The organism is Paenibacillus sp. FSL P2-0089 (assembly GCF_038595095.1).
Taxonomy (GTDB): Bacteria; Bacillota; Bacilli; order Paenibacillales; family Paenibacillaceae; genus Paenibacillus_AQ; species Paenibacillus_AQ silagei.
Genome location: NZ_CP152006.1, coordinates 3508851 through 3535122, shown reverse-complemented (window position 1 = coordinate 3535122; position 26272 = coordinate 3508851). Strand labels below are relative to the sequence as shown.

The following is a 26272-nucleotide window of genomic DNA, read 5'->3' as shown; positions in this document are numbered from 1 at the left end:
AAGGAGCTCTCTTGTTCTTTATTATAGCTACCCCGGGAGATATGAAAATGTAATCGCTTAAATGAATTTGGTAATAACTTAAAAGACAGCCCCCGGAGGGACTGCCTTAAGCTTCATTTCATAATCAGATCGATTCTGCCGAACAACAGCTTCACCAGCTCGGTGGGACCCGGCAAGCCTGGTTGAAATAACAGAAGAATGGTAAGACCCGCCGCAGCAAACGTAATGCCTGCAATCACCTTTCTGGCTTTCTTGTCCTTACTGCCCCGGAATTCAAAAATAATGATCCCGCAGGACAGCAGCAGAATTGATAGGATCATTGCTATTTTCATGCTTCCCCCATCCTTCTATGGTTGCTGGAATTCAGGCGTACCTTCCGTCAGTTGGCCGATTGCTCTGGTATGCCTTGAGGCCCGGTTGATCTTCCGTTACCAGTAATACTCGTCTTGACGGAGACCTCCACCTGCAGCTCGGGGTACATAGTCTCCCACTGTTCCTTCTTTGCCTTCCACTCTTGCGGGTAATGTTTGCGGAAGGAATCGGCAAATCTGTAAAAGTCGGTCTTCTGCTCCTTTTGGGACATATGGAGTGCCTGATCGGCAGCTTCCTTAAGCCGCTTCTCCCAAGCCTTCTTCAGCGCTATCACCTTCGACGGATCAGTCAGATTGGCATCAGTTGTATTCAGAACGACCTCTCCACTCGCCACAATCCGGACCTTCATCATCCATTCCCCATTAACGATGCTTGGCTTCAGCATGGTGGTGATTTGTTTGGACAGGATCGAGAAGGCCCCCTTCTCCCCTTCCAGAGTAACCGGCATGATAATATTATTAAGCTCATTAATCATGAGCAATACTCCGAGGCTTACCGGTTCTTTTACAGTGAGGGAATAACGGCCGTGCTTATACAGGCTTAACCCCTTGAGTGAGGGGGTCGTCGCATTCGGTCCATCGTTCGGTTCCGGGGGAGCAATCAGGATACGGGTTAGGATGGCCGAACCGCTGGCTCCCTGAATGGATTGGGATAATTCCAGCAGAGTCACACGCGTGCCCAGGTTCATATTCGCCATTTCCCGGAGAGATTCGGAGGAGCTGCGCTCCAGCGGGTCCAGCAGGGCAAGAATATCCTTGGCGGAATCCTTGCTGGAGAAGATATACGCATGTTCGCGGAACTGCGGATAACGGAGGAAGAAATCGACGAATTCACGCAGCCCCTGCTTCCCCGCCTCTTCACTGATCACAATCACCTCACATTGGCCCCAGAACATATGGCGGGCGACCTTCCGCTGCAGCCGGTTCAAGGCTTCCGCAATGTTCACTCCTTCAGCAGTGCGGGTCATGGTGACTCCGCTTGCGCTTTCGCCTGCCCCGCCGCTCTCCGAGCCGCCGCTTCCTTTACGCGGAATGAAGATCTGGGCCGTCAATTGTGCCTGGCCGTCTTTATAATCCACGCCGGTGGCGAGCACGATGGCCAGGTCATTGATCTCCGTCCGGTCCCAGCATCCGCTGAGCAGTATACTGCTCAGCAGCAGCAGCATAATCATGACTCTGCAGCCCCGCATTGCCCTCCCTCCTTATCATCATCCCTTGCTCAGAAGCTTCAGCCCCTTCTTCAGCAGAGCCAGTCCATAGATTGCGGCGGGAATCGCCACCAGGAACATCATTGTATATATGTTAGCCGAAGCGCTGATAAGCGCAGCCGCGCCCGCAGCGCCCGTCACTACCCAGTAAGAGAACAACATGCTTACGAAGGCAAGCGGAATCACCAGCGGTTTATAATCGTCCAGCCCGAACCATTCAGCGGCTGAGGTGGCGAAGATGTAGAGAAAGACAGAGATTTTGACAAAGATCCCGAAGATCCAGATCGCAATAATGAGCGCCTCAATATGCTGCAAGAAATCGGCAATCGTAATGTAACGTGCAGCAATCATCACCGGAAAAGCAAAGCTGTCCGTCAAATCACCCATCAGCAGCAGGCAGAACAGATTGGTCACCGTCATCGCCAGTGTCGTTACGACAAGCGAAACGAGCATCGTCCGGCCCAGATGTTTCTTGCTGTTGATGTAGGGCAGCAGAAAGGCCAGCACAGTATATTCACTGAACCATGCCGCCGGAGCCACCGCGCCTTTGACGATAGGAACGAATCCGTTCTCCATGAACGGAAGCAGCTCGGCAGGCCGGAGTTCTCCGGTCAGGAGCACAAAGATCAGGCAGAGCATCACCACCAGGAGCGTAACGAACACCTGGGCGGTCCGGCTGACCACCTCTATGCCCTGCCTTACATTAATCGCGCAGACCGCAACCATCGTCCCCATAATGACAAGCAGTGGCGTCTTGGGAAGTGCATTATTCACAATGAACTCGCCGTATTCCAGAATAATCAGGCCGTTCAAATGGGGCAGAAAGAGCAGAAAACCCAGCCCGATCACCTTGCCCGGCAGCCACCCGGCGATCAGCAGACTGGACTGCATAATGGTCTTGCCGGGATAAAGCCGGTTCAGTCCAAGCGAGATCCCTATAACCGTTACTCCAATCAGCGAGCCCAGGATGGGCGATAACCACATATCATGTCCTGCATAATGCATGGTGATCCCGGGGACAGACAGGATAGCGGTGGCAAGAATCGAGGGAAAAACAAGGAAGGCGAGCTGGGTAACAGATATTTTACCTTTGTCAGTCAACATAAGAATCCCCTTCTCTGGTGAAGTCCGGCTGCCGTCATTTGCTCCGCGGCTGCGAGATCCACAATACATCCTTCAAGCCCTTGCTGAATGTCGGAGCTGCCGGTGACAGATAGGGCCTGCCGAACGAACGCAGACTGCTAAGATGAATGACCACCAGGATGATGCCGAGCATGACGCCGATCAGCCCCATCGTGCCTGCCAGAATCATCATGGGGAACCGCAGCAGACGGGTTGCGATACTGGCGGAATAACGCGGAACCATGAAGGATGCAATGCCCGTGATAGCCACGATAATGATCATCGGTGCAGAGACAATTCCCGCAGTGGTGGCAGCCTGGCCTATGATTAGTGCGCCCACGATACTGACAGCGGAACCTATCTGCTTCGGCAGCCGGACGCCGGCCTCCCGCAGCGCCTCGAAGGCTATCTCCATAATGAGCGCTTCCACCAGGGCCGGAAAAGGGATCTCCTCTCTCGCCCGCGCGATACTCAGCAGCAGTACGGTAGGTATCATCTCCTGATGGAAGGTGGTGATGGCGACGTAAGCCGAAGGGAGCAGGAGCGACAGAGCATAGAAGATGTATCTGAGCCAGCGGACAAAAATACTCATGTAAATGTTCTCGTAGTAATCCTCCGGGGATTGCAGCATGGAGAACATGTTAACCGGGGCAATCAGACTGAAGGGAGTCCCGTCAATCAAGAGCGCAAACCGGCCCTCCAGCAGATTGGAGACCACCACATCCGGGCGCTCCGTGGCAATCATCTGCGGAAACGGCGAAAAGGGCTGGTCAATGATGCCCTGTTCAATATACTGGCTCTCCAGCACATCCTTGATATTCAGGCGGCTTAGCCGTTTATTGACTTCAGTGACCAGTCCCGGCTGAATGATTCCTTCCACATAAACGAGGGTGACCTTCGTATGGCTGTACTCTCCAATAGTGTTAGAGTGCAGCTTCAATGCTGGCGTTTTAAGCCGCATACGCAATAGAGACTGATTCGTAGCCAGAGCTTCCGTGAATCCGTCACGGGCACCGCGCACAGTGGATTCAGCCGCCGGTTCTTCGGGAGTCCGGGTGGGCACCTTGTATAGAGGATAGCCCTTACCCGAAGCCTGGCCGTCCAGCAAAAGCACAGCTTCACCGTCCAGGATCGCTGTTACGGCTTGTCCTACGGTTCTAATCTGGTGAATCGAGGCGAGCGGAACCTCAGCAGACCCTTGCACAGCCGTTTCAACTGCAAGGCCGGTCTGCTCCAGAGGTGCCAGCAATTGCTGCTCCAGCCGCTCCGTATCACATAATCCTGTACAGTACACACAGAGCGCAGAAGTACGATGAACAGTCTCGAACGAATGGAACACCACATCCTCACAGCCCGCAAACACTCCGCGCAGCACTTGTTCATTCTCTGCTAGCCGCCGGGTCAGCTGGGTCTCCGGTTCTGCTTCCGATGCAGTATTCATCCGTACTCCCTCCCTGCTCTACACTTTGAATTTCATATTCATAGTCATGTTATCCTGTGCTATTGGGGGAAGAATTATGCAAGTCCGGCCTTCCAGGCTTCCCGGTTCAATTCACCATTCACCGCAGCAGCAGCCAGCGCGCCCGATGCGGCCGCAGCGATGGATTGATGCATCATGGAGGCGGCATCCCCGGCGGCGTATATCCCGGGCACGCTGGTCTGGCCGGACTCGCCGACTTCAAGGATACCCTGCTCAGATATCCGGCAGCCCAGGGAATGCGGCAGATCCGTTCCCGGAGCCAGCTCGGGCCGGAAGAATATTCCGGTACACGGAATTTCTGTTCCATCCATAAGCTTCACATGGTTAACCATGCCTTCATCTGATGCAATCTCGCGAATAGGAGTATCGAATAACGGAATAGCGTGGGCACGCAATTCTTCGCGTTCTGCTTCTGTCAGCTCATCGGGTCCATTTGTGCAGACCGCAAATTGCTTAGTCCACCCATATAACAACGGAGCCAGATGCATGAGTGCTGCTCCTCTGCTGATGATTACCAGCGGCTGATCTCTTAATTCCCAGCCATCGCAGTACGGACAGACAAAGGCGCTCTTCCCGTAGACCTTGGTCAGCCCCGGAATGTCCAGCCTGCGGTCCTTCATGCCTGCGGCGAACAGCAGCTTCTTGCTGGTCAGCTTAAGCCCTGAAGCAGTCTCCAGCAGGAAGGCCCCATCCTCCCCGGTAATGGACACTACTGTATCTTCAATGTGTGAAACGGATGGATAGGAGCCAAGCTGTTCTATGGCAATCCGCCGGAGTTCGAACGGAGCGATCCCGTCCCGGGTCAGAAAGCCGTGCGCTTCCCGGGTGACCGCATTACGCGGCTGCCCGGCATCTATAACAATCGTCCGTTTGCGTGCACGGCCCAGCATCAGCGCAGCATTAAGCCCGGCTGGGCCACCGCCGATAATTACTGCGTCTGCATTTGCTGCATCTGTATCAACTACGTTTGCGGCATCATTATTTTTCAGATTCGTCATTTGTAATTCCTCCCTGTGGTTGGTTTGAGTGGTTGGTGTCTGGTGTTGGCGGTGACGGCAGGTAGATTTGCGGATATTAGAGACTTCTGTAGTCCGTGAATATTACAAAAAAATAGACACCGCATCTCCTTCGCTCACCTGCGTCGCCAATCTGTATTGCACAACTGCATCGACCAATCTGTACTGCCAATCTGCAATGTACATCAGCGTCGACCAACCTGCATCGTCCAATGTACATCGCCAATCTGCAATGTACATCAGCATCGCCCTCATTAAGGACTATGTGTGTCTATAATAACTTTGAATTTGAATGATGTCAATTGTGGCGCTTCCTAGCGCTTATTAAGCCTTATTCAAACAGATGCTTATGCTGATTGAAAAATTGATAGAAAGATTGTACATTCTCCAGCTCATACCACTCCCTGTCTGCAAGGGGCTGGCAGTGCCCATTGCGCTTGGATAGCGGATGAGACTGGGATGTGTATGTTTGCGGGAGCGCATTTAGTTGGATTTTCTCCACTTCCTGAGGAACGTATGGGCCATGCTAGGGAAACAATTGGAAAAATGGCACTTAAATAATCACTCGTTACCTGAAACGGCCTAATCTGTAAGCAGCAGTTGCTATTTTTCCACTTGCTTCAGGACATTTCGCAGAAAGAGGGAAATTAAGATACGTTTATCCATTTGTTTGCTGGCAAGGCAGATTTGCCTTAATCAAAGCCGCCTTGATTCGCACTTGTATGGATCTTACGCAAGCCGTTCAAGGCTGCAAATAACCGATAATCTCCATTTTGCCTCCTATTCTGGACTGAAGCTCGCTAATCCTGCGTTCCTCTGCCGCAAAAATCACCGCTGTCGCCGGCCCCCCGGATGCCTGTAGCTTATCCTCTATTCCAGGCACCGGCTGGAAGCTGCAGCCGCTTAGCTCCGCCAGCAGTCCTGCTTCATACCCGGCTCCCTTCGAGCCGACCGGATGAATGTCATGGACCTCCGGCGCGCCTGCCAGAAGCTGAAGCTGCCGGAGGGTACACTGGCTTGCTTCCTGCTCCAGAACAGCGCTTCCGACCAGCGGTTCGCCCAGCATCACGATGCAGTCTCCTGCACTTGAACATCCCAGCTTCAGCTGCGTCTCATCCGCCTCCCCTATCACGGTAATACCGATACCGGTCTGGCAGGTCACGAAATTATCCTCGGTACTGCCGTTCACGTGGGCGGCAGTCAGTCCGGCTTCCTGAAGCAGCCTGTGGATGCCCCGGATAATTTCATTCCCTGTAGGCTCCTTCTCTACCGCTAAGGTATCGATGACCGTTAAGATCTCCGCCCCCACAGACAGCACCTCCATTACTGCAACTCTGGCAGCATAATAGCCTGCGACAGCCGGGGGTGTCTGCACCGCATCCATCGGCTTATTCCCGATGCTGGCGCTGGAATCGCAGCCGATGACCAGCACCCGGCCTCCCCCTCTTCGTACTATGGTCAGATCACGGATTCGCTGAACTTGCGGTTTCATATGTTTGATCCTCCTGTATCTTTTTCGTTCCCGTTCCTAAGCGCGGCCCGGTATTCACTCGGCGGCATGCCCGTAGCTTTGCGGAATTGCTTAGAGAAATACAGGGCGTCATTGAAGCCGACCGATGAGGCTACCTGTTCGATGGTCAGCGGGCTTGCGAGCAGCTCTTTGGCCTTGTCCATCCTCACTTTGAGCAAATACTGCTTCGGTGACATTCCGGTCCGCTGCTTGAAGGCCTTGGATAGATGGACCCGGTGATAGCCGAGCGAAGACGCGATGTGATCAATGCTGAGCTGCTGGTGGAACTGCAGCGTAATCCAGCGGATCGCCTGGTCGATCTGCCGGTCGATCATCTCCGGCATTTCGCTTGGATGCGGCGGCAATTGATCCAGATTGTGCCGCCCGAAGCGGTGAAGCAGCAGCCGCACCCAGCCCGAAGCCTCCAGGCTCTCCAGCCGTGGATATGCGGATTGCTTGAAGGATTGCCGGATGCCCTTATACAGGTTATGCAGCTCCGGGATCGAATCCGAATGGGCGAAGGGCCGCTCCCTGGTGATCCCGACCGCCCGAAGCTGATCCAGCACGCCAATGCCCTGCAAGGCGACCCACGCATAATGCCACGGGTGGTCCTCGTCCGCCTTATAACTGAATAACATCCCCGGGATAATCACAAAGGTATCTCCTGCCTTGCACTCCGCCGAGAATGTATCGCTCTCGAACCGGCCGCTGCCCGCAAGAACGGTATGGATCAGGTAGAAATCATGTACAGACGGTCCGACGGTGTGGCCGGGATGCGGCCTCCCTTCCCCGCTGAACAGCACGGACAGCTCCTGCTCCTCCGGGGTCAGGTTGATGCCCAGGGTGAATTCATAATGCTCCGGGTCCATGCAACATTCCTCCATATGTATCTTGTCTTTCTCCATAGCCTGCGCAGCGGTTCTATTCTATAGTGATTATAGTAGAAATCAGCGCAAAAAGCTTCTGTTCCAGCACATTTCTGTCAGTTTCATCCGCAAGCGCCTGTATGACAGAAGGCTTTTCACGCATCTTATAGGAGGCTTATCACTTATGTCTAAAGTTACATTTATCGGTGCCGGAAGTACAGTATTCGCCAAAAACGTACTCGGAGATATCATGGCTACACCCGCTCTGCAAGGCTTAGAGCTTGCCCTATATGATATCGATCTGCAGCGTCTGAATGACTCTGCCAGCATGCTCCAGAATCTGAAGAAAAGCAGCGGCAGCACTTGTACCGTCAATACGTATACCGACCGCAAGGAAGCGCTGCGCGGTGCCAAATATGTGGTGAACGCCATTCAGGTTGGCGGGTATGATCCTTGTACGATTACCGATTTTGAGATTCCCAAGAAATACGGCCTGCGCCAGACGATCGCTGACACTGTAGGGATCGGCGGCATCTTCCGCAACCTGCGGACCATTCCGGTGATGCTGGACTTCGCGGCCGATATCCGTGAGGTCTGCCCGGATGCGCTGTTCCTGAACTATACGAACCCGATGGCTGTTCTGACGAATGTCATGAACACTTACGGCGGGGTGAATACTATTGGACTCTGTCACAGCGTGCAGCAGTGTATCCCTGGATTATTCGACCACCTCGGCATTGACAAGACAGGGGTACAAGCCAAAATCGCCGGTATCAACCACATGGCCTGGCTGCTTGAAGTCACGAGAGACGGCGAGGATCTGTACCCGGAGATCAAACGGCGTGCGGCCGAGAAGCAGCTTGAGTCTCACTACGATATGGTCCGCTACGAGATGATGCTGAAGTTCGGCTACTATATTACGGAATCCTCTGAACATAACGCCGAGTATCATCCGTACTTCATCAAGCGGAACTACCCGGAGCTGATCGAACGCTTCCAGATTCCGCTGGACGAATATCCGCGCCGCTGCGTGGAACAGATTAAGGGCTGGGAGCAGATGCGCGGAGATCTGGTGAACAACCAGGATCTGACGCATGAGCGTTCCCATGAGTATGCCTCTTACATCCTGGAAGCCATGGAGACGGATGTACCGTTCAAGATCGGCGGCAATGTGATGAACACGGGCCTGATCACCAATCTGCCGCGTGAAGCCTGTGTCGAGGTGCCTTGTCTGGTGGACAGAAGCGGCGTAACGCCAACCTTCGTAGGCGATCTGCCGCCGCAGTGCGCAGCGCTGAACCGGACCAACATTAACACCCAGCTCCTGACCATAGAAGCCGCTATGACTCGCAAAAAAGACCATATCTACCATGCCGCCATGCTGGACCCGCATACCGCCGCCGAACTGTCGATGGACGACATTGTCAGCATGTGCGACGACCTGCTCGCGGCTCATGGTGACTGGCTGCCGAAGTATCAATAAAAATTAATTCTCAATAACAAAGGCAGCAATCCTCTATAACTGGAGAATTGCTGCCTTCTATTTTTGAGTTGCGCGCTTGCAGAACCATTTATTTCACATAAATTTTAATTTGATCCGGTGCTGTTCTTGCAAGAACGCGATACCCTGTTACTGAAGCGGTCGCTACTCCATTCTCACCAGGCAGACAGTATCCGTTCACCTGGCAGGTTCCGTCATCCCGGACCAGAAGCTTGCCCATGGTTCCTACAGCCACCCATTCTGCACGATCGATCCGCGATACATACTTTTGGGAAGGGTCGAATTGGGGATTAACAACAGCCGTGCTCATAGTATATGCAGGTGCCATAACATTACCTTTGCTGTCTGTCACAGCCCTCACTTCCCGGTCTTCATATCTAACCCTGCCCCATTCATCCCTTTCGTATTTGCCTTTCCAGTTCAAAGGACTTGCATCACCAAGCACAGAAGGACTTGCACTGACCACGCCCAAGATATATTGATCTGACGGGGTTGCTTTTCTGACCCGCTCTCCATCCGTGGTTACAAAATATCCAGGCTCTATCGGCAATCCATCCACCGTCTCAAACATTTCGGCATAGTCTGCCCCAGGAGATATTACAGTGCCTTGAAGATATAAATTTCCTGTAGAACCCTGAAGCACAGCAGCCAGGTCAGGGGCGGCCGGATTACCATTGGCTAAATGCCAAGAAGCAGGAAACAGTGTTTCACCATAAGTACCCATAATATGAGCATCAGTGTGTTCTGGCAGAACAACTGTACTGTTCCCTTCAGCATGAGAGTTCTGAGCACCTGCAATTGTACCTGAACCTTCAGCATGAGAGAAGTTTCCATTGGCCTCAGTGAAGGAACCTTCAGCATGAGAAATAAACCCATTTGCCAGTGTTGAGAAGCCTTCTGCATGAGCAGCAGAACCAGCAGCTACAGTCAGGTAGCCTTCTGAGTGGGAATATTCTCCACTTGCAGTGCTCTGATTGCCTTCCGCATGTGAAGCTACACCCGAAGCAACCGTTTGAGCACCCTCAGCGTGAGATTGAGTTCCGGAAGCAGTAGTTAAACCTCCCTCAGCGTGGGCAGCGTCATTGATTGCAAAGGTCCTGTAGCCTTCCGCATGTGAGGCCGGTCCTGATGCAAGCGAACCATTCCCTTCGGCATGGGCCGTGTCCAAAACTGCAAGGGTCTGGTACCCTTCAGCATGAGCCGCAGAAGCGTTGGCTGTGGTCTGGTACCCCTCAGCGTGAGAAGCAAACCCGCTTGCGGTCGTGGAGTTCCCCTCTGCATGTGAGCAAGATCCGGAAGCGGTTTGATTGCATCCTTCATCTGCCATAAGCCATTCCTCCTAATATTGTGGTTTTTATGGTCCTGCCCTACACAATATTGCGGACTTGATGGAATGGACACGGCATGTCTCCCGGGTACAAAATATTATTTGTCATAGCTTCCCCGGAACGCCTCTTATATTAGCCCAAAGTCAGCCATCTCCGGTTATGGTGCTCCTGCACCTCAACCGGAGTATCGAAGAATTCGCTGAGCACCTCGGACTTCAGGCATTCTGCGGTCTCGTCAGCTTTATAGATTTCCCCTTTTTTAACCAGCAGGGTATGCGTGAAGCAGGGTGTAATCTCTTCGATATGATGGGTCACATACAGCAAGGTGGGGCCGCCTTCCTGTTTCGTGATCTTTTCGATCATCTGCAGCAGCTGCTCCCGCGCAAAAATATCCAGTCCCGTACACGGCTCGTCCAGGATGAGCAGCTCGGGATTTGCAATGAGTGCCCGTGCGATGAGAATCTTCTGGCGTTGTCCCTGTGACAAGGTATCATAAGTGCGTGCGGCCAGGGCCGAGCAATCCAGGAATTCCAGCAGCTCCTCTGCCTGCTTCAGGTCCTCTTCTTCCGTCTTGTCGTACAGTCCGATTGTGGCGAACTTGCCGCTCAAAATGATGTTCAGCGCCGTCTGATGGCCGTACAGCTTCTGCTGCAAAGAGGTGCTGACCCAGCCGATCCGCTTGCGCAGCTCCCGCAGATCCACATCACCGAAGCGATGGCCAAGCACCTCCACCTGTCCCTGGGTCGGCCAGATATAGCCGTTCACGACATTCAGCATCGTCGTCTTGCCTGATCCGTTCAGACCGACTATGCACCAGTGCTGTCCCTTCTCCACCTGCCAATTCATCTCGTGTAGAATCATCGTCTGCTCACGCCGCCAGGATACATTTTCAAGCGATATAATCATGTTCCGGTGCTCCCCCTTGCCTCGCAATATTCTTTAATGAAATATTATAGCAGATCAACATATCCTGCGCTTCCATTAACGCGAATGCGTTGCCCGTCATGAATCCTCAAGGTCGCATTCTCCACGCCGACCACGGCAGGCAAGCCGTACTCCCGGGCGATTACGGCCCCGTGGGTCATCAGCCCGCCGACCTCGGTGACCAGCCCTTTAATGGAGACGAACAACGGTGTCCAGCTGGGGTCTGTATACGAGGTGACCAGAATATCTCCTTCCGCCAGATTCGCCTCCTCCATGTTAAGGATTACACGTGCCCTCCCTTCAACCACTCCTGTAGAGACAGCCAGACCTGCCAGAGCGCCGGGCGGGAGATCCTCCCGTCTGTAACGGCCGGACAGGATTTCACCCTCTGAGGTGATGACACGTGGTGGCGTAAGCTTTTCGGCTAATCTGAATTCGTCTTTGCGTCTCTTAATCAGCTCGTCAGCGAACACACCAGTGCGAACGGCCTCGTACAGTTCCTCGAACTTCAAGTAGAAGATATCTTCCTTGTTACGGATGCTGCCCGCTTGTACGAGCCGCTCAGCTTCCTGCATCATCGCCTGTTTGTAGACCAGATAGCGGCTGATCATCCCGTATTTCGGATACTCACGGTACCCGATATAATTACGGACCAGCTCTATTCTTTGTTTGGTTTCCCGCACCTTGTCTCCGCCATCGGGCAATAACTGCAAGCGCTCCATAATCTCCTGCTCCTTCTCCCGTGCTTCCTTAAGCCCTTGCTGGAATTTCCGGCTGCCGGCCCCCGGTTCAAACTGCCTCATATTGCTGAGAATCATAGGAATCAGAATCGCAGGGTTCTCACTCCAGCGGGTTCGGGTAATGTCGATCTCCCCTGTACAGCGCATTCCGTATTTATCGAGATACCCTGTCAGCGCAGCATGTGCAGCTTGCCCGCCCTCTAACGTACATAGACCGGCCAGGAAATCACCATCTTGTACATGCTGCTGCAAATAATCTATCACCTGCGGAAAAGGACGGATCACATCAGCCACATCGAGCAGCGCAAGACCCATGGCTGAGGTAATATTGTTGTCGACGGATTGTGATAAGGTATCTGCTGCGTTGATTTCGCCTAGCCATTCCTTCAAGTGCTCATTCAGCCAGGCCGAAGCATCCATAGCAGCCATGAACACAGCTGTACTGCGCGGATTGAACAGCAGCCGCTTGAGTTCCTTCATATCCTCCCGTATGAAATCAAACAATGCTGCACCATATTTGCCCTGGATGGCTTGCTTCAGCTCTGCTACCGAGGCTTCGTTATTCTTAATCAGCTCTGTAACGATGGCCGGATCGGACTTGAGCGATGCCTGCTCCTGGAGAGCGTGTGTGCCTGGCTTGCTTGCAGCAGAACCGGATGCTGGCTCAGGCGCTGGCAGCATGGGGATGAAATCCTCCCGCTCAATGATCGTCAGCAGCGCGTCTTTGACTAACGGATCGGACTTGCCAAGCGTATCAATAATCGTCTGTCTGGCGGGTGAAGCCAAATGCGCGGTGATGTCAACGAACAGTCTTGCACCGGCCACACGCATAGGGGCAGGAGTAACCATCAGGTGAAAAGATAAGCCCAGCGGCTTCATCGCGTCTGTCATCATCTGCCCATGGCCGACCGAGATATACGCGCGGTTCTCGGAATCGCCGGAATCAGGGATGGGGTACAAAGTTGTAATCGGCCGGCTCTGAACGATATAAAAGATGTCGTCTGCCAGGCACCATTCGATATCCTGCGGAACCCCGAAGCTGGCTTCAATGTGCCTACCGAGCCTGGATAGCTGCACAATCTGCCGTTCCGTAAGCGACCGTGCCTCCTGCTGAACGGGATCAATATGGCGGACTTCTATTCCGCCTTCCGGTAACGGATGGACCGCGAGCTTTTTGGAGGCGATCCGCTGCTCCACGATTTTCTCACCCCGCACCTTATAGACATCCGCAGACACTATGCCCGAGACCAGTGCTTCACCCAGACCATATCCGGCATCGATGGACAGCAGCTTGCGGTTATTCGTGACGGGATCGGCAGTGAACATAATACCTGAGGCCTGCGGAAAGACCATCTTCTGCACAATGACAGATAAATAGACCTGTCTGTGATCGTAGCCCTGCTGCATCCGGTAGGTCACCGCACGGTCCGTGAACAGCGACGCCCAGCATTTGCGGATGTGCTCCAGAATGGCGTCCAGGCCTACAATATTCAAGAACGTATCCTGTTGACCGGCAAAAGAAGCCTGCGGCAGATCCTCAGCCGTTGCACTGGACCGCACCGCATACGCCTGACCGTCTCCAAGCCGGGAGAGCTGCTCCGTTACTGCGGCCACAACTCCGGGCGGAATCTCTGATTCTTCAATCGTTTGGCGGATCGCTCTGCTGATGTCGGCCAATTGCCCCGGGTCTTGGTCTTCGGCTTGCATCTCCGTTAACCGTTCCAGCAAACCATGATACGCATCATTATGCCGGGTAGCCTCCTGATAACCCGCTGTAGTCACACAGAAGCCTTCAGGCACGATGATGCCTTCTATCCCCGACAGTCTGCCCAGGTTCAATCCCTTCCCGCCAACCAGCAGCAGCGGTGCATTGTCCAACTCCTTAAGATCCAGAACCAATGCTTCCATCCCAATCTCCCCTAACTTGTGAATTAGAACCCGTAAACCGTAAACAAATTCGGCGAAAAAATAAATTGACATCATTATGGCGGCATGCTATGCTATTCATATAAGATGTCTTATTTATGTCTTCCTACAAAAAAATAGTCGCAGTTGATTATATCATCGTGTATGTATAGATGCAATACGAAAGAACCCGGGCGAATGTCCGGGTTCTTTCTTTTGGATAGATCGCATATTTAAGGAGATTCACCTGCACTGCCTAGTTATTTCGCCCATAGTAAAGCTTCAGGTTCGTTACATCTACCAGGTACAAGATGTCAATGCCCTTCGGGCTGCGGTCTACCGCCAGCCTTTCAACCGGGATACCCGGTGCAAGCGAGCTCTCTGTCCAGCCTCCGCCGGTATTCACTGCCATGAACGCACGGTCAGTACCGCTGCTTTTGACATAATAGATTCTGGATGTTGTACCCGTCCAGGTCACATCAATGGCCGCATTGGTGGGAGCAGCGTTATAGACGGTCTGCAGGTTCCAGCCCCCTGCACCGTAAGTGGCCTGCTTCACAGCAAAGCTAGTGCTGCCCTCCTCACGGTAACGGTAAGCGATCACCGGACGTCCCGCAGCATCAAGCGTCATCTTGGCGCTCTGTACGCCCGGACCGCCGGGGTCACTGCCGCTCTGCACATAGGCTTCGCTTGGAGCCATCGGCTGCACAATATCCGCCGTAGTCAGGGAGACAGGCGCTGTGACCGGAGTTCCATCCGCTTTGCTGAATACCCCCGTGGACGGGCTGTACTTCAGATAGGACAACTGATGGCGCAGCGGGCTGGCCGCAAAGTACGCCCACTCGAACAAGATATGCAGATCGCCGTTCGCATCAAAGACCAGGTCATCCGGATAGACAGACCGGTTCAAATGTGCCGCAATGGTCTTGACCTGAGTCCATACAGAGTCGGCATTGTTCCAGCGGAGCAGAACAGCCTCTCTTTTGCCGGCCGGGTCTTTGTCAATGCGCACCAGCAAATACAGATCTCCATTCGGAGCGGTCGTGACTACGGGATAGGTTACCGTCATGCCTGCGGGCAGCTCGTCCGAGTGGTTCTGCGGAATCCCGCCCACGGTATCTGAGCGGTAGTAGCGCCAGGGATTGCTGTGCATGGAAGCGAAAACGTGGAACCGGCCGCTCCCGTCTCTGGCTATAGAAGGCTGGTTGTGCCCGAGATCATCCAGATATTCCGCCGGGGTTGTCCCATCCATGAGCGGAAGCTTGCTCCATATCCCGTCGTTGTCTCTTCTTGCAATAGCTACCGTATGCTTGCCGGTGATCGATCCCGGGGCGTTATAAGCCATATAAGCATACTCATAACCAAGCCCGTAAGTGGCAAGAGGAGACCACCATCCCGCCTGATTGCTGGAATCCATCGGAAACGGCACCTCCTCCAGCACAGCCGCCGCGCTCCCCGCCCCCGCTGGCACTACAGTCAGCAGCAACGTCATCACAAGAGTAAGCATCCATTGTTTGATCTGCTTCAACGATTACGCCTCCCTTAATTCTTGGTCTTACTTACATAAATAGATACCGGGTAGCCATGTGAACGCATTACCTGCCTACTGAATGGAATGTTATCGAAGAGAAACGAACACAAAAGAAAAAGACGAATACAAAATTACCGACGAACACAAAATCACCTAAGTGTAAACGCATACATATTTCTCCGGTCCCGCCTCCCTGTTCCAGCAACTATCCTGGTGTTCGTATGCCTGGTCCTAGTGTGTGACATGTGCTACTGTACACAAGTTGTTACTGTTACTGTTACTGTTACTGTTACTGTTGCTGGACCAAGAATAGCATGCTGCTATAAGGATTGTTACTGTACTATTTCAAGATTGCTGTAACTGGCGGCTTTTATTGTAATAGCTCCACCAAATTGCATGAATGCCCACTCTCTTTTACTCTTCGCCTACTTTTAGCGGCATCCAGACCAAGCCTTGAGATGTATCTCTCGAAGCACAAAAAAGCCCGGTTCCCCGGGCTTTTCCACTAAATTTTGCACGATCAAGCGCACCATCCGTCTTCAGCCAGCCGCTCAGTTCCCTACAGTCACTGTCATCTTCGCAGATCTGGTCTCGCCTGCTGCGTTGCGCAAGACGGCTTCGTATTCATAGGTTCCGGGGGTTTTGCCGGAGATTGCAGTGACTGCGGATTGGGCATCCGGGGTATGCGCCTGTAGAGTCTGTGTATCAACCAATACTCCATTCTCGTACAGCCGGTATTCCGTTGCATTCGTCCCCCACCACAGATTCATCATCACCGCATAGCTGCCGTCCCCGTCCCAGTTATCACCCGATAATATCGCTTGCCCAGGAGAGGCATCGGTGACCGTCACCGTCAAGGGTGCGCTCGTCACCGATCCATGCAGATTACTGAGCTCCAGCGTATAGACATATGTCCCGTTATGCCTGCCCGCAATTTCGATCTGCACGGACTGGGCGGACGGTGACTGGTCTGTCAGAGCGCCTTCTTCAATCTTTTCGCCATTCTCATAGAGCTTGAAGCGGGTACCGTTATTGCCCCACCAGAGATTCATCGTAATCGCATAATCGCCGTCCCGCAGGCCCGTATCATGCCCGTTATTATCGGACAGCACCGGCATACCTGGAGCGCCGTCCGCGAGCGGTATTCCCTGGCTGATCCAGGCAGCCCATCTCGTTAGCACATTCCCTTGTTCCACCGTAAAAGCCGCAGCGGCCCCAGAGCTGACCTCCTGGCTGTATGCTGCAAGCAGCGTTCTGGCCTTCGCCCCTTCACGCGCCCCCGCCGCTTGCTCCGCCAGCATTAACTTACTGGCGAGCTGCTCTGCAAGCGCCGCTGCACCCGGGTCTGCCGATTCACCCGCGAAGGCACGGGTCAATTCAGCCAGACTCGCAAACGTAGCGTAAATACTATAGCTGAAATCCACACTTGTCTCACGGCCAGCAAGGTCGCTGACGGTGGCCGTTATTTTATGCAGACCGGGTTCAAGTGTATACGCAGGTGTATTCAGCAACTCGCCGCTTGGTTCTGCAACACCGGACACCGAATCGGAAGCCGTATAGCTAATCTCGACCTGCTGGTCAATCGTATACTGTGCCTCTCCCTGAATAATTACCGCCGGAGGCGAGAGGTCAACCGCTACTGCCAGTGTCTGCTCGGTCTCCTTATTACCCGCTTTATCCACGCTCCAATAGGTCAGAGTATGCTTGCCCTCCTCACTTATCGTCAGCTTGCTGCCGGTCTGAAGCTCCCCGCCATTCACCTTGAAAAAGGTCTGGTCAACCCCGGACTGCTCATCGCTCGCGGTGAATGTCACTTCCGCTGCCGATGTGTACCAGCCGTTCTGCTCAGCCCCCTTCACTGCCGCAGACGTATGCGGCGGGGTCTGATCCGCTTGCTCTCCTTCCAGAGTAACTAAGGCGGACAACGGAATATTCAGCTCCTTCACCAGCCCCGCTACCAGCTCCGATACCTTAATCGCACCGTTCATCTGCAGATGGGTGTTGTCCTCCGTGGTTCCCGTCCACATGAAGATGGATTTGGTGCCCTCTGTGCCCAGCTCCTGAAAATACTCCCAGCTCGCTTGATTCAAATCAATCAGCAGCGTGCCCGTCTCCTGCGCCGTTTCCTTCATCGCCAGTACGTATGCCGGGAAGCTTTTGTTCAGCACTTCACCACTGAAATCCCTCCGGTTGACAGGTGTAACCAGCACTGGAATCGCACCTCTCTGCACAGCACCGTTAATGTAATCCTTCAGATACACCTTGAACTGTTCCGGGGTAAGATAACGCTCCGGCCGGGAGGGTGTGGAGTCATTATGTGACCACTGCATGAACAGATAATCCCCTTCATGAATGCCTAGCAGAATATCGTTTAGATATCCGCCGTTCAGGAAGGTTTTGCTGCTTAGTCCGCCGACTGCCCTGTTATCAATGACAATCTTCTCGGGGTCAAAATAACGGCCTAACGTCTCGCCCCAGCCCGCCTGCGGACGGTAGCTCTCCGCATAATTGGCGACCGTGGAGTCACTTGCCAGATACAGAGTTGGCTTATCGGCTCCCCCCTGCTCCGGCAGGCGTTCAATCTTCAGCGCGTTGATCTTTGGCGTACTGCCGGAGAAGCTGAAGTTGAATACGCCATCGATCAGGGCGATATCATATGTCACTTCCTTGAATTGGCCTGAGGGGATGGTGGTGACCGGGAGTTTGTTCATTTGCTCCACCGTAACACCCGTCTGGGTCACTTCTTGCGCATCCCCGATGGTCATCGTTACACGGTAATTCGCCGGCTTCATCTCCACTACGAGAGAGGTCCCGTTTACACGGGTGAAGTCCTCTGTCAGCGGGTTGCCGGTTCCCCGGTTCTCGTCTTGGACCAGCGCGGTGTCGGCGAACCCGTATGCGTTCCCTTCCACGTAGGCCCGTTTGGCATCCACCTTCGTATAGCCGTCTGCTGCGCTGCCGGAGCCAAAATCAAATGAGTACGTGCTTACATCACCCGCAGGCTCACGGGTCAGTGAGTCGCGTGCAACCTTAAGCATATTCACAGCATGATCGATTTGCGCCTGCGAGGCTGTTGTCCCGATCAGCGCCTCGGCAGCGTTCAAGGCTCTATGCACCACAGCTACAGAAGCTTCCGTGTAGGATGTGAGATCGATAGCCTTCACTTCCTGATGCAGCGCAATCAATGCCGTCATATCGCCTGCCGCCACCGGAAGCTTCATACCCTCAATCTTCACGTTGTCAATCTGGGTGGTCCAATTCAGCGTGCCTCCTCCTCCTTTTCGCGTACCCAGGAACCGCAAGCCCCTGACGTTATTGTCATAGACTCCCGGACTCAACGGAATATCGCGGATCGTCTGGGTGACACTTGGGTTAGCGAGACTGGTCAAGGTGAGATCCAGACTTTTCTCAGCAAAATCAATCTTCAGCTTGATATTCACCCACTGATTCTTGGGAATCGTCGTAGCGGTTCCGCCCCCTGGAATGGCAGTGGTGCCGGTACCATAGTCTGGTGTGTACGGGCCGGTGAAATAATGAATGTTCGTATTCGGGCTTGCCGCTCCAGTCTTGGTGAACAAGGTGAAAATAATATTCTCACTGGCATCCTGCAGACTTAAATGCCCCTCCGACGGGACAGCGCTGACGTTGCCAGAATGCCAATTGAAACCGACATTCACAATGTCGCCGTTCACCGCATCGAACAGGCGGAATACCTTAGCGCGGTTGCCGGAGCCGGAACCCGTCACAGACAATACCTTGTTCCCGTTCTCTTCTGTAACCGTCCCCGCCATAGTTCCGGCAATGCCAGTAGCATTCACCATCGAATATTGTGCTGCGGCCGGGTCACCCTCGAAGTCCTCCGCATATTGCTGCACCTCCGGCTCTGGCTCCGGCTCGGTAATACCGGGATCAATCACGAACGGGGAGATGCTGAGGTTCATCTCCTTCACTGCGCCCGCCACCAGACCGGCAATGACCTGTGCGCCATACGTGCTGAAATGGGTATTATCGCTGACACCGTTCGGGTATTTCGGGTACTCGCCAGGATTGGCATACAGGAAAAGCTTCTCCGTAGCGGCCAGGCCGACACGGTTATACTCCGCAATGCTGAGCTGGCTCAGATCGATCAGCGGCACGTTCAGCGCAGCCGCTGTTTCTTTTGCCGCCTTCACGTATTCCGGAAAGCTTACATTGAATTCTTGAGTGATCGTATTGAAATCCCTGCGTCCTACCGGCGTTAACAGAACCGGAGTGGCCCCGCGCTGCTTCGCTCCGTTCACGTAGCGGGTCAAGTACGCTGCATAATCTGCCGGAGAGGCATAACGGTCAGGAATGCCCGCGCTGGCATCGTTGTGGCCGAAGGAGATGAAGAAATAATCGCCCGGTCTGATCCGCTGCAGGATACTATCCAGACGGCCATCCACCATGAACGACTTGCTGCTTCTGCCGCCGATGGCATCATTCTGGACCGTTACTCCGCTGCTGAAGTATTTACTGAATTGCTGGCCCCAGCCTTCCTGCGGAGCCTGCATTCCGCTGTAGGACTGCATCGTCGAGTCACCAGCCATATAGATGGTTGTTCCGCTTCCCGGGACCTTCTGCGGGTATTTCTCGATCTTAATCTCTTGCACATCGGCAGCCGTGCCGGAGAAAATAAACTCTAACTGGCCGTCCATCACTGCAATGTCATAGGAGTAGAGCAGCGGCGTTCCGGCATGAACTTGGGTGAGCGCCAGCTTTTGCACAAATTCAGATTTGACCCCTACACTTGAGTCTCTGTCTCCGCTGCCCAGCTTGAGCGTCACCTTGTAATTGGCATCCGGCAGGTCCACCGCAAACTTGGTGTTCTCCGGCAGGGAAGCGTGGCTCGCGCCCAGGGTGATTCCGCTTATGCTCTCGAAACCATATCCCGCTCCCTCCGTGTAAGGGGTAGCCTGCACAGAAGTTGTTCCTGCTGGCGGCTCCGTACCGAACCCGAAGTGGTAGAGCTGCTCCAGCGGTTGCGGCGCGCCGGTCAGTGCCAGATTCGCTTTAGGGAATGCAGTGGCCTCCGTCCCTAGATAGAAGCCTGTGTGCGGCGGCTGGTTGTACGCCACGTTCTGCCATGCAATCCCCAGCCGGTACACCGGATCTTGCATAAACGTCGGAATTCTGTAGGTTGTAGGAATCGTAGTGGTATAGAGTCTATACTCCGAGCTGTCTTCGCTGCGCAGCAGCAGCTCCTCGCGCCAATCGCCCAGGAGATCCGCCTGAAGGGCCGGGTTGCCTTTGGTATGATTATTGGTCAATGAACCGGCTGCCCGGAGAATCTCCTTCAGCTGCTTATTGCGGTAATCCCACTTATAAATCAGCGGAATGCCTTGCGCGGTAGTGTTGTTCCAGTCGTGGTCGAACAGCTCCCGCTGAAGATCCCCGTCCCACCAGATCGCAAAATTCGCACTTCGCGGCACTTCATTCTGTTCATAAATCACCTCACCGTCCGCTGCGTAGCCGCGGGATAACGGGTCCATCTGACCATTCACAATCGTGGATGCCCAAGACTCATAACCGGGATGCTCCGGATCGATATCTGCTGACATTCCCCGCCCGGTATCTTTGCCGGTGAATTGTCCCCAAAGGATCTCTCCTGTAGCAGCATCGCGCATCTCCAGCCCGTAAGCAGCATCCTTATGCTCATGCACACTGACAACCTGATACCCTTCCCGGTTCGGATCAAGCTTCCCGGCGTGCATCGCATCTCCATGTCCAAGTCCGGTGCTGTAGAGCAGCGTGCCGTCATCATCAATCGACAGCGCACCGTACATGATCTCATCCCGGCCGTCACCGTCTGCATCCAGCACACTGAGGTTGTGATTGCCCTGTGCTTCATATTGCGCGCCAGCTTCGTTCGTGTCAAAGTTCCAGCGCTTCACCAATGCGCCATTCGTGTAGTCGTATGCGGTAAGTGTTGTTCTTGTATAATAGCCACGGGCCATCACAACGCTTGGCTTCACGCCGTCCAGGTATGCAATCCCGGCCAGGAACCGGTCGACGCGGTTGCCGTATCCGTCTCCCCACGAGCTGACGTTGCCCCTTGGCGGGTCATAGTCAACGGTGGACACCGCAGCGCCGGTCTGGCCGTCGAACAGCGTTAAATATTCCGGCCCGTCCAGGATATATCCGCCGTCATTGCGGTAATCCTTGGTGCCGTCACCGATGACTGTACCCTGACCGTCTTTGGTGCCGTCTGCCGTTTTGACCACCACCTCGGCTTTGCCGTTGCCGTCCAGGTCATACACCATCAGCTGCGTATAGTGCGCCCCGGCCCGGATGTTCACGCCAAGATCAATGCGCCAGAGCTTGGTCCCGTCCATTTTGACCGCATCGATGTAGACGTTCCCGGTATAGCCTGCTTGTGAATTATCCTTAGAATTGCTGGGACTCCACAAGAAAACGATCTCATATTCCCCGTCCCCGTCCAGATCCCCAACAGAGGCATCTCCGGCATAATAGGAATACGTCCCCCCGTCTTTGGTCCGGCCATCAGCAGGCTTATCCAGCGGAATCGGCAGATAAGAGTTATGCCACACTGCCGCCCGCTCCGGCTGCATTTCCTCCTTCCCGGCAACAATCGTAGAAATCTGATATTGCGAGCTGTCCGCACCCGTCGTATCCACATAGTTGGTAGAGTCTACGATCGGTGCCGGGTTCACCTTCATCCCGTTCTTATAGACGTTGTAAGCGATTTCATCCGAATCCGTATTCAAGTACCTCCAGCTCACAAAGACGCCGCCATCGGTCAGAACCGCCACCAAGCCACGGTCCAGATATTCTGCCTGCCTGGGAGGAAGATTTCCGGTAGAAGCTGCATGTGCCGGTGCGGGCGGGAGAGCAAGCGGTAAGACCAGCAGACAGGATAATAAGAATGTGAGCAATGATTTCTGAACAGACCTCTTTTTTCTACCCATGGGCTTAACTCCTCCTATTATTCTAAAATCAATTTAGAAATCAGGGGAAACTTGTGCAGATGCTCTCCTAGTTGTCTTCCAGCTTGAGCTTGAGCGCTCCCGCCTCCTTTCCTGGTAACATTCATATGGAGCGTAACAAATAATAGGGATCCGTTCTGCTCAAAAAAAAGCACTTTCAGCCTAGAATCGACTTTTATAACGGGTAACCCCTAATCCATTCATTAATCAAACTAACGTCAAAAAAACAGCGCAGCGGACCTCCCCATTGGAGAGTCACTGCGCTCTCTGATTACTTCATATACAACTCCACCAGCTTATAACAACGTTCCTTCGTCACGGAAGCCAAGGTCGCCGCGTACTCCAGCCCCTCCATCGTTCCGCCTTTATACTTGGCAGCCGCTTCCTCTGCGGCCTTATCCCGTTCCTTGATCCAGCTTAGCTGCTCCTCTTTCAGTTTCGCCATATCGGCTTCGGGAAGCTGCACTTTAAGCGCCTGGTAGATTTCATTCAGCGCCTTGTCCCAGCGCTCATGCTCCTTGGAAGCGGCTTCCTTCATATCAGTCATGACCCCACTGTCTGACATTGCCTTCAGATCGCTAAGGCCCTCTTCAATCTTATCCAGCTTATCAAAATACGTCTGCCGCTGCGAATCCCCCGCCGCACTGGCCTTCGGCGTGGCTTCCGGTGCGGTCGTCTGCGCTGGTGCCTGTGCCGTTGCATCCGGTGCAGGCTCTGCGGTAGCCTCAGCTGCCGGCTCCGGCGTAACCTCGGGTGTAACCTCAGGGCTTGCCGTCGCTGCTTGTCCGGTCTCTGGAGTAGCCGCCGTACCGCCATTTGCCGCCCCGTTATTGCCGCAGCCAGCCATTAACAGACTGGAGATGAGCATGGTAGTCAGAATTGCTTTTCGCATAAGTCCTCATCCTGTCATTGGTTTATAGTCGAGACTCTCTTGCATATCGGCTTTTAAAGCCGTCTTGAGAGTTATTACCTGATTTCACCCGACTGTAATCATTTTTGTGAGACGATCGGTGCTGCGGACGGACGCGAATTGCTGCTTGACAGCACTTTGAGATCGGAGTAGTATTTTGAAATACTTCTACATACAACGAAGCAATACTTACTTTCACAGAAAGGCGGTTCACCCATGATTGAAGCATTACGCAAGCTCGGCTTATCCGATCTGGAAGCCCGCTGCTACCTGGCGCTACACGGCCAGCCGCCCTCCTCGGGCTATGAGGTCGCCAAGCAGGTGTCCGTGTCCCGGTCCAATGTATACGCCGCGCTGCGCAGTCTGGTCGATAAAGGAGTCTGCCGGACAGTCGAAGGCGAGCCGGTGACCTTCGCTGCCATTCCGGTCCGGCAGGTCGTTAAGCTGCTTCAGGCGGAATTTGAGCGCACCGCCCACCTACTGGAGAACGAATTGGGCCACCTGCCTGCTGTACCGCCCTTCTTCAGCAACTGGAAGGGAGATGCTCAGGTGAATCTGGCGGTAAAGCGGCTTGCTGCCAATGCCAGCGCAGAGATTCTGGCAGATATCTGGGCGGAGGATCTGCACCGGATAGAAGACACACTGCTTGCCGCCGAAGAACGGGGCATTGCCGTCCACCTGATGGTGATAGGTGACATACCTACAGCGCTGTCGCGTGTCACTGTGCATAGTGTTCCGGCAGGCGGGCCGAAGGCCGCCCGGAACTTCTCGCTCCTGCTGGATAAGGAGACCTCGCTTCTGGGCAGCTTCACCCGCCATTCGCAGGCTTCGGCGCTGGAGAGCAACCATCCGGCTGTGCTGGATGTGCTTCAGACGTCTTATTATCACGATGTCGTGATGATGCGCATAGAGCAGGATTTCGCCGCGGAGCTGGAGGCGCGTTACGGCAAGAATTACGCCTTAATATTCCAGGAACACCCGGAGATGCGCGGGCGGAAGCCGGCCCCCGAATCTGAACCCGATTCTAATCGCTTGGAGGATGACACCCATTGAATACACTGAATACATCGAATGCGAATACTCCACGCTCGTCTGTACTGCATAACCGCTCATTCCTGCGCCTGTGGATCGCGCGGATCTTCTCCACCAGCGCCTTCCAGATGCTGTCGGTGGCGATTGGCTGGCAGATGTATGCGCTGACCGGCAGCGCCTATCAGCTTGGACTGGTCGGGCTGGCCCAATTCCTGCCCATGCTCCTGCTGACATTGCCTGCCGGACAGACGGCAGACCGCTATGACCGCCGAACCATTGTGTTCCTGTGCCAGCTTACAGAGTGCCTCATCGTGCTGCTGCTTGTCCTCGGCAGCATCGAAGGCTGGCTCAGCGCAGTCCACCTGCTGGCAGCCGCAGCAATCCTTGGCGCGTGCCGTACCTTCGAGAGTCCGGCCTCGGCGGCGCTGGTCCCCGATATCGTGGACCGTGAGCAGTTACCTAAGGCAGCGGCCTGGTCTGCGTCTGCTATGCAGACGGCAATGATCGTCGGCCCGTCCCTCGGGGGTGTTCTCGTAGTCTGGGGTACGGCTGCCGCCTATATCGCCTCGCTTGCCGCCCTGCTGGTATCTACGGTGCTGATCTTCTTCGTCAAGACTGTTCATTTCGTCAAGAAGCTGGACGCGGTCAGCATGGACACCTTCCTCAGCGGCCTGCGGTTTGTCTTCGCCCGCAAGATTATCCTGGGTACAATCTCGCTGGACTTGTTCGCTGTACTTCTTGGCGGGGCCACGGCATTGCTGCCGATCTTCGCCGAGGATATTCTGAAGACCGGCTCGCTCGGTCTTGGCCTGCTGCGCTCCGCCCCGGCGGTAGGCGCGATCATCGTCTCACTCATCCTGACCCGCTATTCGGTGGAACGGGCCATCGGCCGGATGCTATTCGCCTCGCTGGTCGTCTTCGCCCTGGCCACGATGCTGTTCGGCATCTCCCACAGCTTCTGGCTGTCCTTGTTCGCGCTCGTTCTGATCGGCGGCTCGGATGTCGTGAGTGTCGTTATCCGCTCGACACTGGTGCAGGTCAATACGCCGCAGGAGATGCAGGGCCGGGTGAACGCAGTGAATTCGTTATTCATCGGTACCTCGAACCAGCTTGGCGAATTCGAGTCCGGCACGATGGCCGGGCTGGTCGGAGCCGTGCCTGCAACCGTGATCGGCGGAGTTGGTACCCTGATTATTACCGTGCTCTGGATGTACCGGTTCTTCCCGGTCCTCCGCACCCAGAAGACGTATACAGCGGAGGAGATTTGAACGATACAAGGGGCTGCCAGATTGGCAGCCCCTTATGGCCGTTCAAGAATGTATATGGTTTTGGGGCCCCCGCAAAGGTTCTGAATAGACTCCGAAGCTTAACTTCACTTTGTGGGGATTTTTATTAGTACTCGCCCTTAATCACAAAAAACGAACCCCGGATCGTTCCAGCCAGCTTCGACTTTTGCCGCGCGAACTTGAACTTGTCCGCCAGCTCCGCCGGAACTTCCATCCCCTCGGAGAGCTTGAACCCGACCGCCCGCTTCTTGGGATCATCCACCGTGTACATTACGTTAAGCGCAAGGCCATCCTCATAGAAAACGTAGGCGAACCTGATATTCTCCACCTGAAACTGCGACGTTTGGAGTGGCTTGGCAGCAAACTCAAGACCCCGCTCCTTGCTCAGAATCCCGTTGACGTAATCCAACGTCTCCTGGCTTTCACTGGCCGGAACGACTGTGAATTCATGCTTATACTTGTTCATGAAATAACGCGCCTCATTCGCACGTAATCCCGCCAGCGCTTCAGCAACAGGCGATGACTCCAGACCTTGCACAGACACTTCTTTGAAATCCACTGTATATGGCATAGTTAC

General features: G+C 54.2%; 17 protein-coding genes. 3 read left to right on the top strand and 14 right to left on the bottom strand.

What is annotated here, in order from left to right:
- Nucleotides 1-113: 113 nt before the first annotated feature.
- The 7 genes from NST69_RS14575 to NST69_RS14545 all read right to left on the bottom strand — a co-directional run bounded on the left by NST69_RS14575 (nucleotide 114) and on the right by NST69_RS14545 (nucleotide 7576).
- Entirely contained in the window at nucleotides 114-332 is a 219-nt protein-coding gene (locus NST69_RS14575) for a hypothetical protein (protein WP_339256790.1), read from the bottom strand.
- Nucleotides 333-379: 47 nt separating this feature from the next.
- Nucleotides 380-1561: a Ger(x)C family spore germination protein gene (locus tag NST69_RS14570; RefSeq protein WP_342549803.1), complete on the bottom strand. Its 1182-nt coding sequence runs from the start codon at nucleotides 1559-1561 to the stop codon at nucleotides 380-382.
- Nucleotides 1562-1579: 18 nt separating this feature from the next.
- Entirely contained in the window at nucleotides 1580-2683 is a 1104-nt protein-coding gene (locus tag NST69_RS14565; protein WP_342549802.1) for an endospore germination permease, read from the bottom strand.
- A gap of 34 nt (nucleotides 2684-2717) precedes the next feature.
- Nucleotides 2718-4142 (bottom strand): spore germination protein, encoded by a 1425-nt coding sequence (locus NST69_RS14560; protein ID WP_342549801.1) that lies wholly within the window; start codon nucleotides 4140-4142, stop codon nucleotides 2718-2720.
- A gap of 74 nt (nucleotides 4143-4216) precedes the next feature.
- Nucleotides 4217-5179, bottom strand: coding sequence for an NAD(P)/FAD-dependent oxidoreductase (locus NST69_RS14555; RefSeq protein ID WP_342549800.1), 963 nt, complete (start codon nucleotides 5177-5179; stop codon nucleotides 4217-4219).
- A 760-nt stretch (nucleotides 5180-5939) separates the two neighbouring features.
- Entirely contained in the window at nucleotides 5940-6689 is a 750-nt protein-coding gene (locus NST69_RS14550) for an AIR synthase related protein (protein ID WP_342549799.1), read from the bottom strand.
- Nucleotides 6686-7576 (bottom strand): AraC family transcriptional regulator, encoded by an 891-nt coding sequence (locus NST69_RS14545; RefSeq protein ID WP_342549796.1) that lies wholly within the window; start codon nucleotides 7574-7576, stop codon nucleotides 6686-6688. The genes NST69_RS14550 and NST69_RS14545 overlap by 4 nt, the downstream gene beginning before the upstream one ends.
- A 181-nt stretch (nucleotides 7577-7757) precedes the next feature.
- Here NST69_RS14545 and NST69_RS14540 point away from each other — a divergent pair, with 181 nt between their 5' ends.
- On the top strand, nucleotides 7758-9056 hold the full coding sequence (locus NST69_RS14540) for an alpha-glucosidase/alpha-galactosidase (RefSeq protein WP_342549794.1): 1299 nt from the start codon (nucleotides 7758-7760) through the stop codon (nucleotides 9054-9056).
- An 88-nt stretch (nucleotides 9057-9144) separates the two neighbouring features.
- On the opposite strand, the gene NST69_RS14535 is transcribed toward NST69_RS14540, so the two are convergent.
- The 6 genes from NST69_RS14535 to NST69_RS14510 all read right to left on the bottom strand — a co-directional run bounded on the left by NST69_RS14535 (nucleotide 9145) and on the right by NST69_RS14510 (nucleotide 23359).
- Complete coding sequence (locus NST69_RS14535; protein WP_036727049.1) at nucleotides 9145-10401, bottom strand: peptidase G2 autoproteolytic cleavage domain-containing protein; 1257 nt, start codon at nucleotides 10399-10401, stop codon at nucleotides 9145-9147.
- A 133-nt stretch (nucleotides 10402-10534) separates the two neighbouring features.
- Nucleotides 10535-11308 carry an ABC transporter ATP-binding protein gene (locus NST69_RS14530; RefSeq protein WP_342549792.1) on the bottom strand — a complete coding sequence of 258 codons (774 nt, stop codon included), beginning with the start codon at nucleotides 11306-11308 and terminating at the stop codon, nucleotides 10535-10537.
- Between the two features lie 44 nt (nucleotides 11309-11352).
- Complete coding sequence (gene ppsA / locus NST69_RS14525) at nucleotides 11353-13974, bottom strand: phosphoenolpyruvate synthase (RefSeq protein WP_342549791.1); 2622 nt, start codon at nucleotides 13972-13974, stop codon at nucleotides 11353-11355.
- A 253-nt stretch (nucleotides 13975-14227) separates the two neighbouring features.
- A complete protein-coding gene (locus NST69_RS14520; protein WP_342549790.1) occupies nucleotides 14228-15499 on the bottom strand; it encodes a BNR-4 repeat-containing protein in 1272 nt (423 codons plus the stop codon).
- 554 nt (nucleotides 15500-16053) lie between these two features.
- Nucleotides 16054-22449 (bottom strand): GDSL-type esterase/lipase family protein, encoded by a 6396-nt coding sequence (locus NST69_RS14515; protein ID WP_342549789.1) that lies wholly within the window; start codon nucleotides 22447-22449, stop codon nucleotides 16054-16056.
- 289 nt (nucleotides 22450-22738) lie between these two features.
- Complete coding sequence (locus NST69_RS14510; protein WP_051478147.1) at nucleotides 22739-23359, bottom strand: lysozyme inhibitor LprI family protein; 621 nt, start codon at nucleotides 23357-23359, stop codon at nucleotides 22739-22741.
- 234 nt (nucleotides 23360-23593) lie between these two features.
- Between NST69_RS14510 and NST69_RS14505 the strand changes: the two genes are divergently transcribed.
- The gene (locus NST69_RS14505) at nucleotides 23594-24430 is read left to right on the top strand and encodes a helix-turn-helix domain-containing protein (RefSeq protein WP_342549788.1); all 837 of its coding nucleotides are present in this window, start codon (nucleotides 23594-23596) and stop codon (nucleotides 24428-24430) included.
- Entirely contained in the window at nucleotides 24427-25677 is a 1251-nt protein-coding gene (locus NST69_RS14500) for an MFS transporter (protein ID WP_155991533.1), read from the top strand. Before NST69_RS14505 ends, NST69_RS14500 begins: the two co-directional genes overlap by 4 nt.
- Before the next feature lie 124 nt (nucleotides 25678-25801).
- Here NST69_RS14500 and NST69_RS14495 read toward each other — a convergent pair whose 3' ends face one another.
- Nucleotides 25802-26266, bottom strand: coding sequence for a phage tail protein (locus NST69_RS14495; RefSeq protein WP_036727054.1), 465 nt, complete (start codon nucleotides 26264-26266; stop codon nucleotides 25802-25804).
- Between the last annotated feature and the right edge of the window lie 6 nt (nucleotides 26267-26272).

Excerpts from the sequence above, each read along its gene's own strand:
- NST69_RS14575 (WP_339256790.1), bottom strand. The coding sequence starts at position 332 with ATGAAAATAGCAATGATCCTATCAATTCTGCTGCTGTCCTGCGGGATC.
- NST69_RS14570 (WP_342549803.1), bottom strand. The coding sequence starts at position 1,561 with ATGCGGGGCTGCAGAGTCATGATTATGCTGCTGCTGCTGAGCAGTATA.
- NST69_RS14565 (WP_342549802.1), bottom strand. The coding sequence starts at position 2,683 with ATGTTGACTGACAAAGGTAAAATATCTGTTACCCAGCTCGCCTTCCTT.
- NST69_RS14560 (WP_342549801.1), bottom strand. The coding sequence starts at position 4,142 with ATGAATACTGCATCGGAAGCAGAACCGGAGACCCAGCTGACCCGGCGG.
- NST69_RS14555 (WP_342549800.1), bottom strand. The coding sequence starts at position 5,179 with ATGACGAATCTGAAAAATAATGATGCCGCAAACGTAGTTGATACAGAT.
- NST69_RS14550 (WP_342549799.1), bottom strand. The coding sequence starts at position 6,689 with ATGAAACCGCAAGTTCAGCGAATCCGTGATCTGACCATAGTACGAAGA.
- NST69_RS14545 (WP_342549796.1), bottom strand. The coding sequence starts at position 7,576 with ATGGACCCGGAGCATTATGAATTCACCCTGGGCATCAACCTGACCCCG.
- NST69_RS14540 (WP_342549794.1), top strand. The coding sequence starts at position 7,758 with ATGTCTAAAGTTACATTTATCGGTGCCGGAAGTACAGTATTCGCCAAA.
- NST69_RS14535 (WP_036727049.1), bottom strand. The coding sequence starts at position 10,401 with ATGGCAGATGAAGGATGCAATCAAACCGCTTCCGGATCTTGCTCACAT.
- NST69_RS14530 (WP_342549792.1), bottom strand. The coding sequence starts at position 11,308 with ATGATTATATCGCTTGAAAATGTATCCTGGCGGCGTGAGCAGACGATG.
- ppsA (WP_342549791.1), bottom strand. The coding sequence starts at position 13,974 with ATGGAAGCATTGGTTCTGGATCTTAAGGAGTTGGACAATGCACCGCTG.
- NST69_RS14515 (WP_342549789.1), bottom strand. The coding sequence starts at position 22,449 with ATGGGTAGAAAAAAGAGGTCTGTTCAGAAATCATTGCTCACATTCTTA.
- NST69_RS14510 (WP_051478147.1), bottom strand. The coding sequence starts at position 23,359 with ATGCGAAAAGCAATTCTGACTACCATGCTCATCTCCAGTCTGTTAATG.
- NST69_RS14505 (WP_342549788.1), top strand. The coding sequence starts at position 23,594 with ATGATTGAAGCATTACGCAAGCTCGGCTTATCCGATCTGGAAGCCCGC.
- NST69_RS14495 (WP_036727054.1), bottom strand. The coding sequence starts at position 26,266 with ATGCCATATACAGTGGATTTCAAAGAAGTGTCTGTGCAAGGTCTGGAG.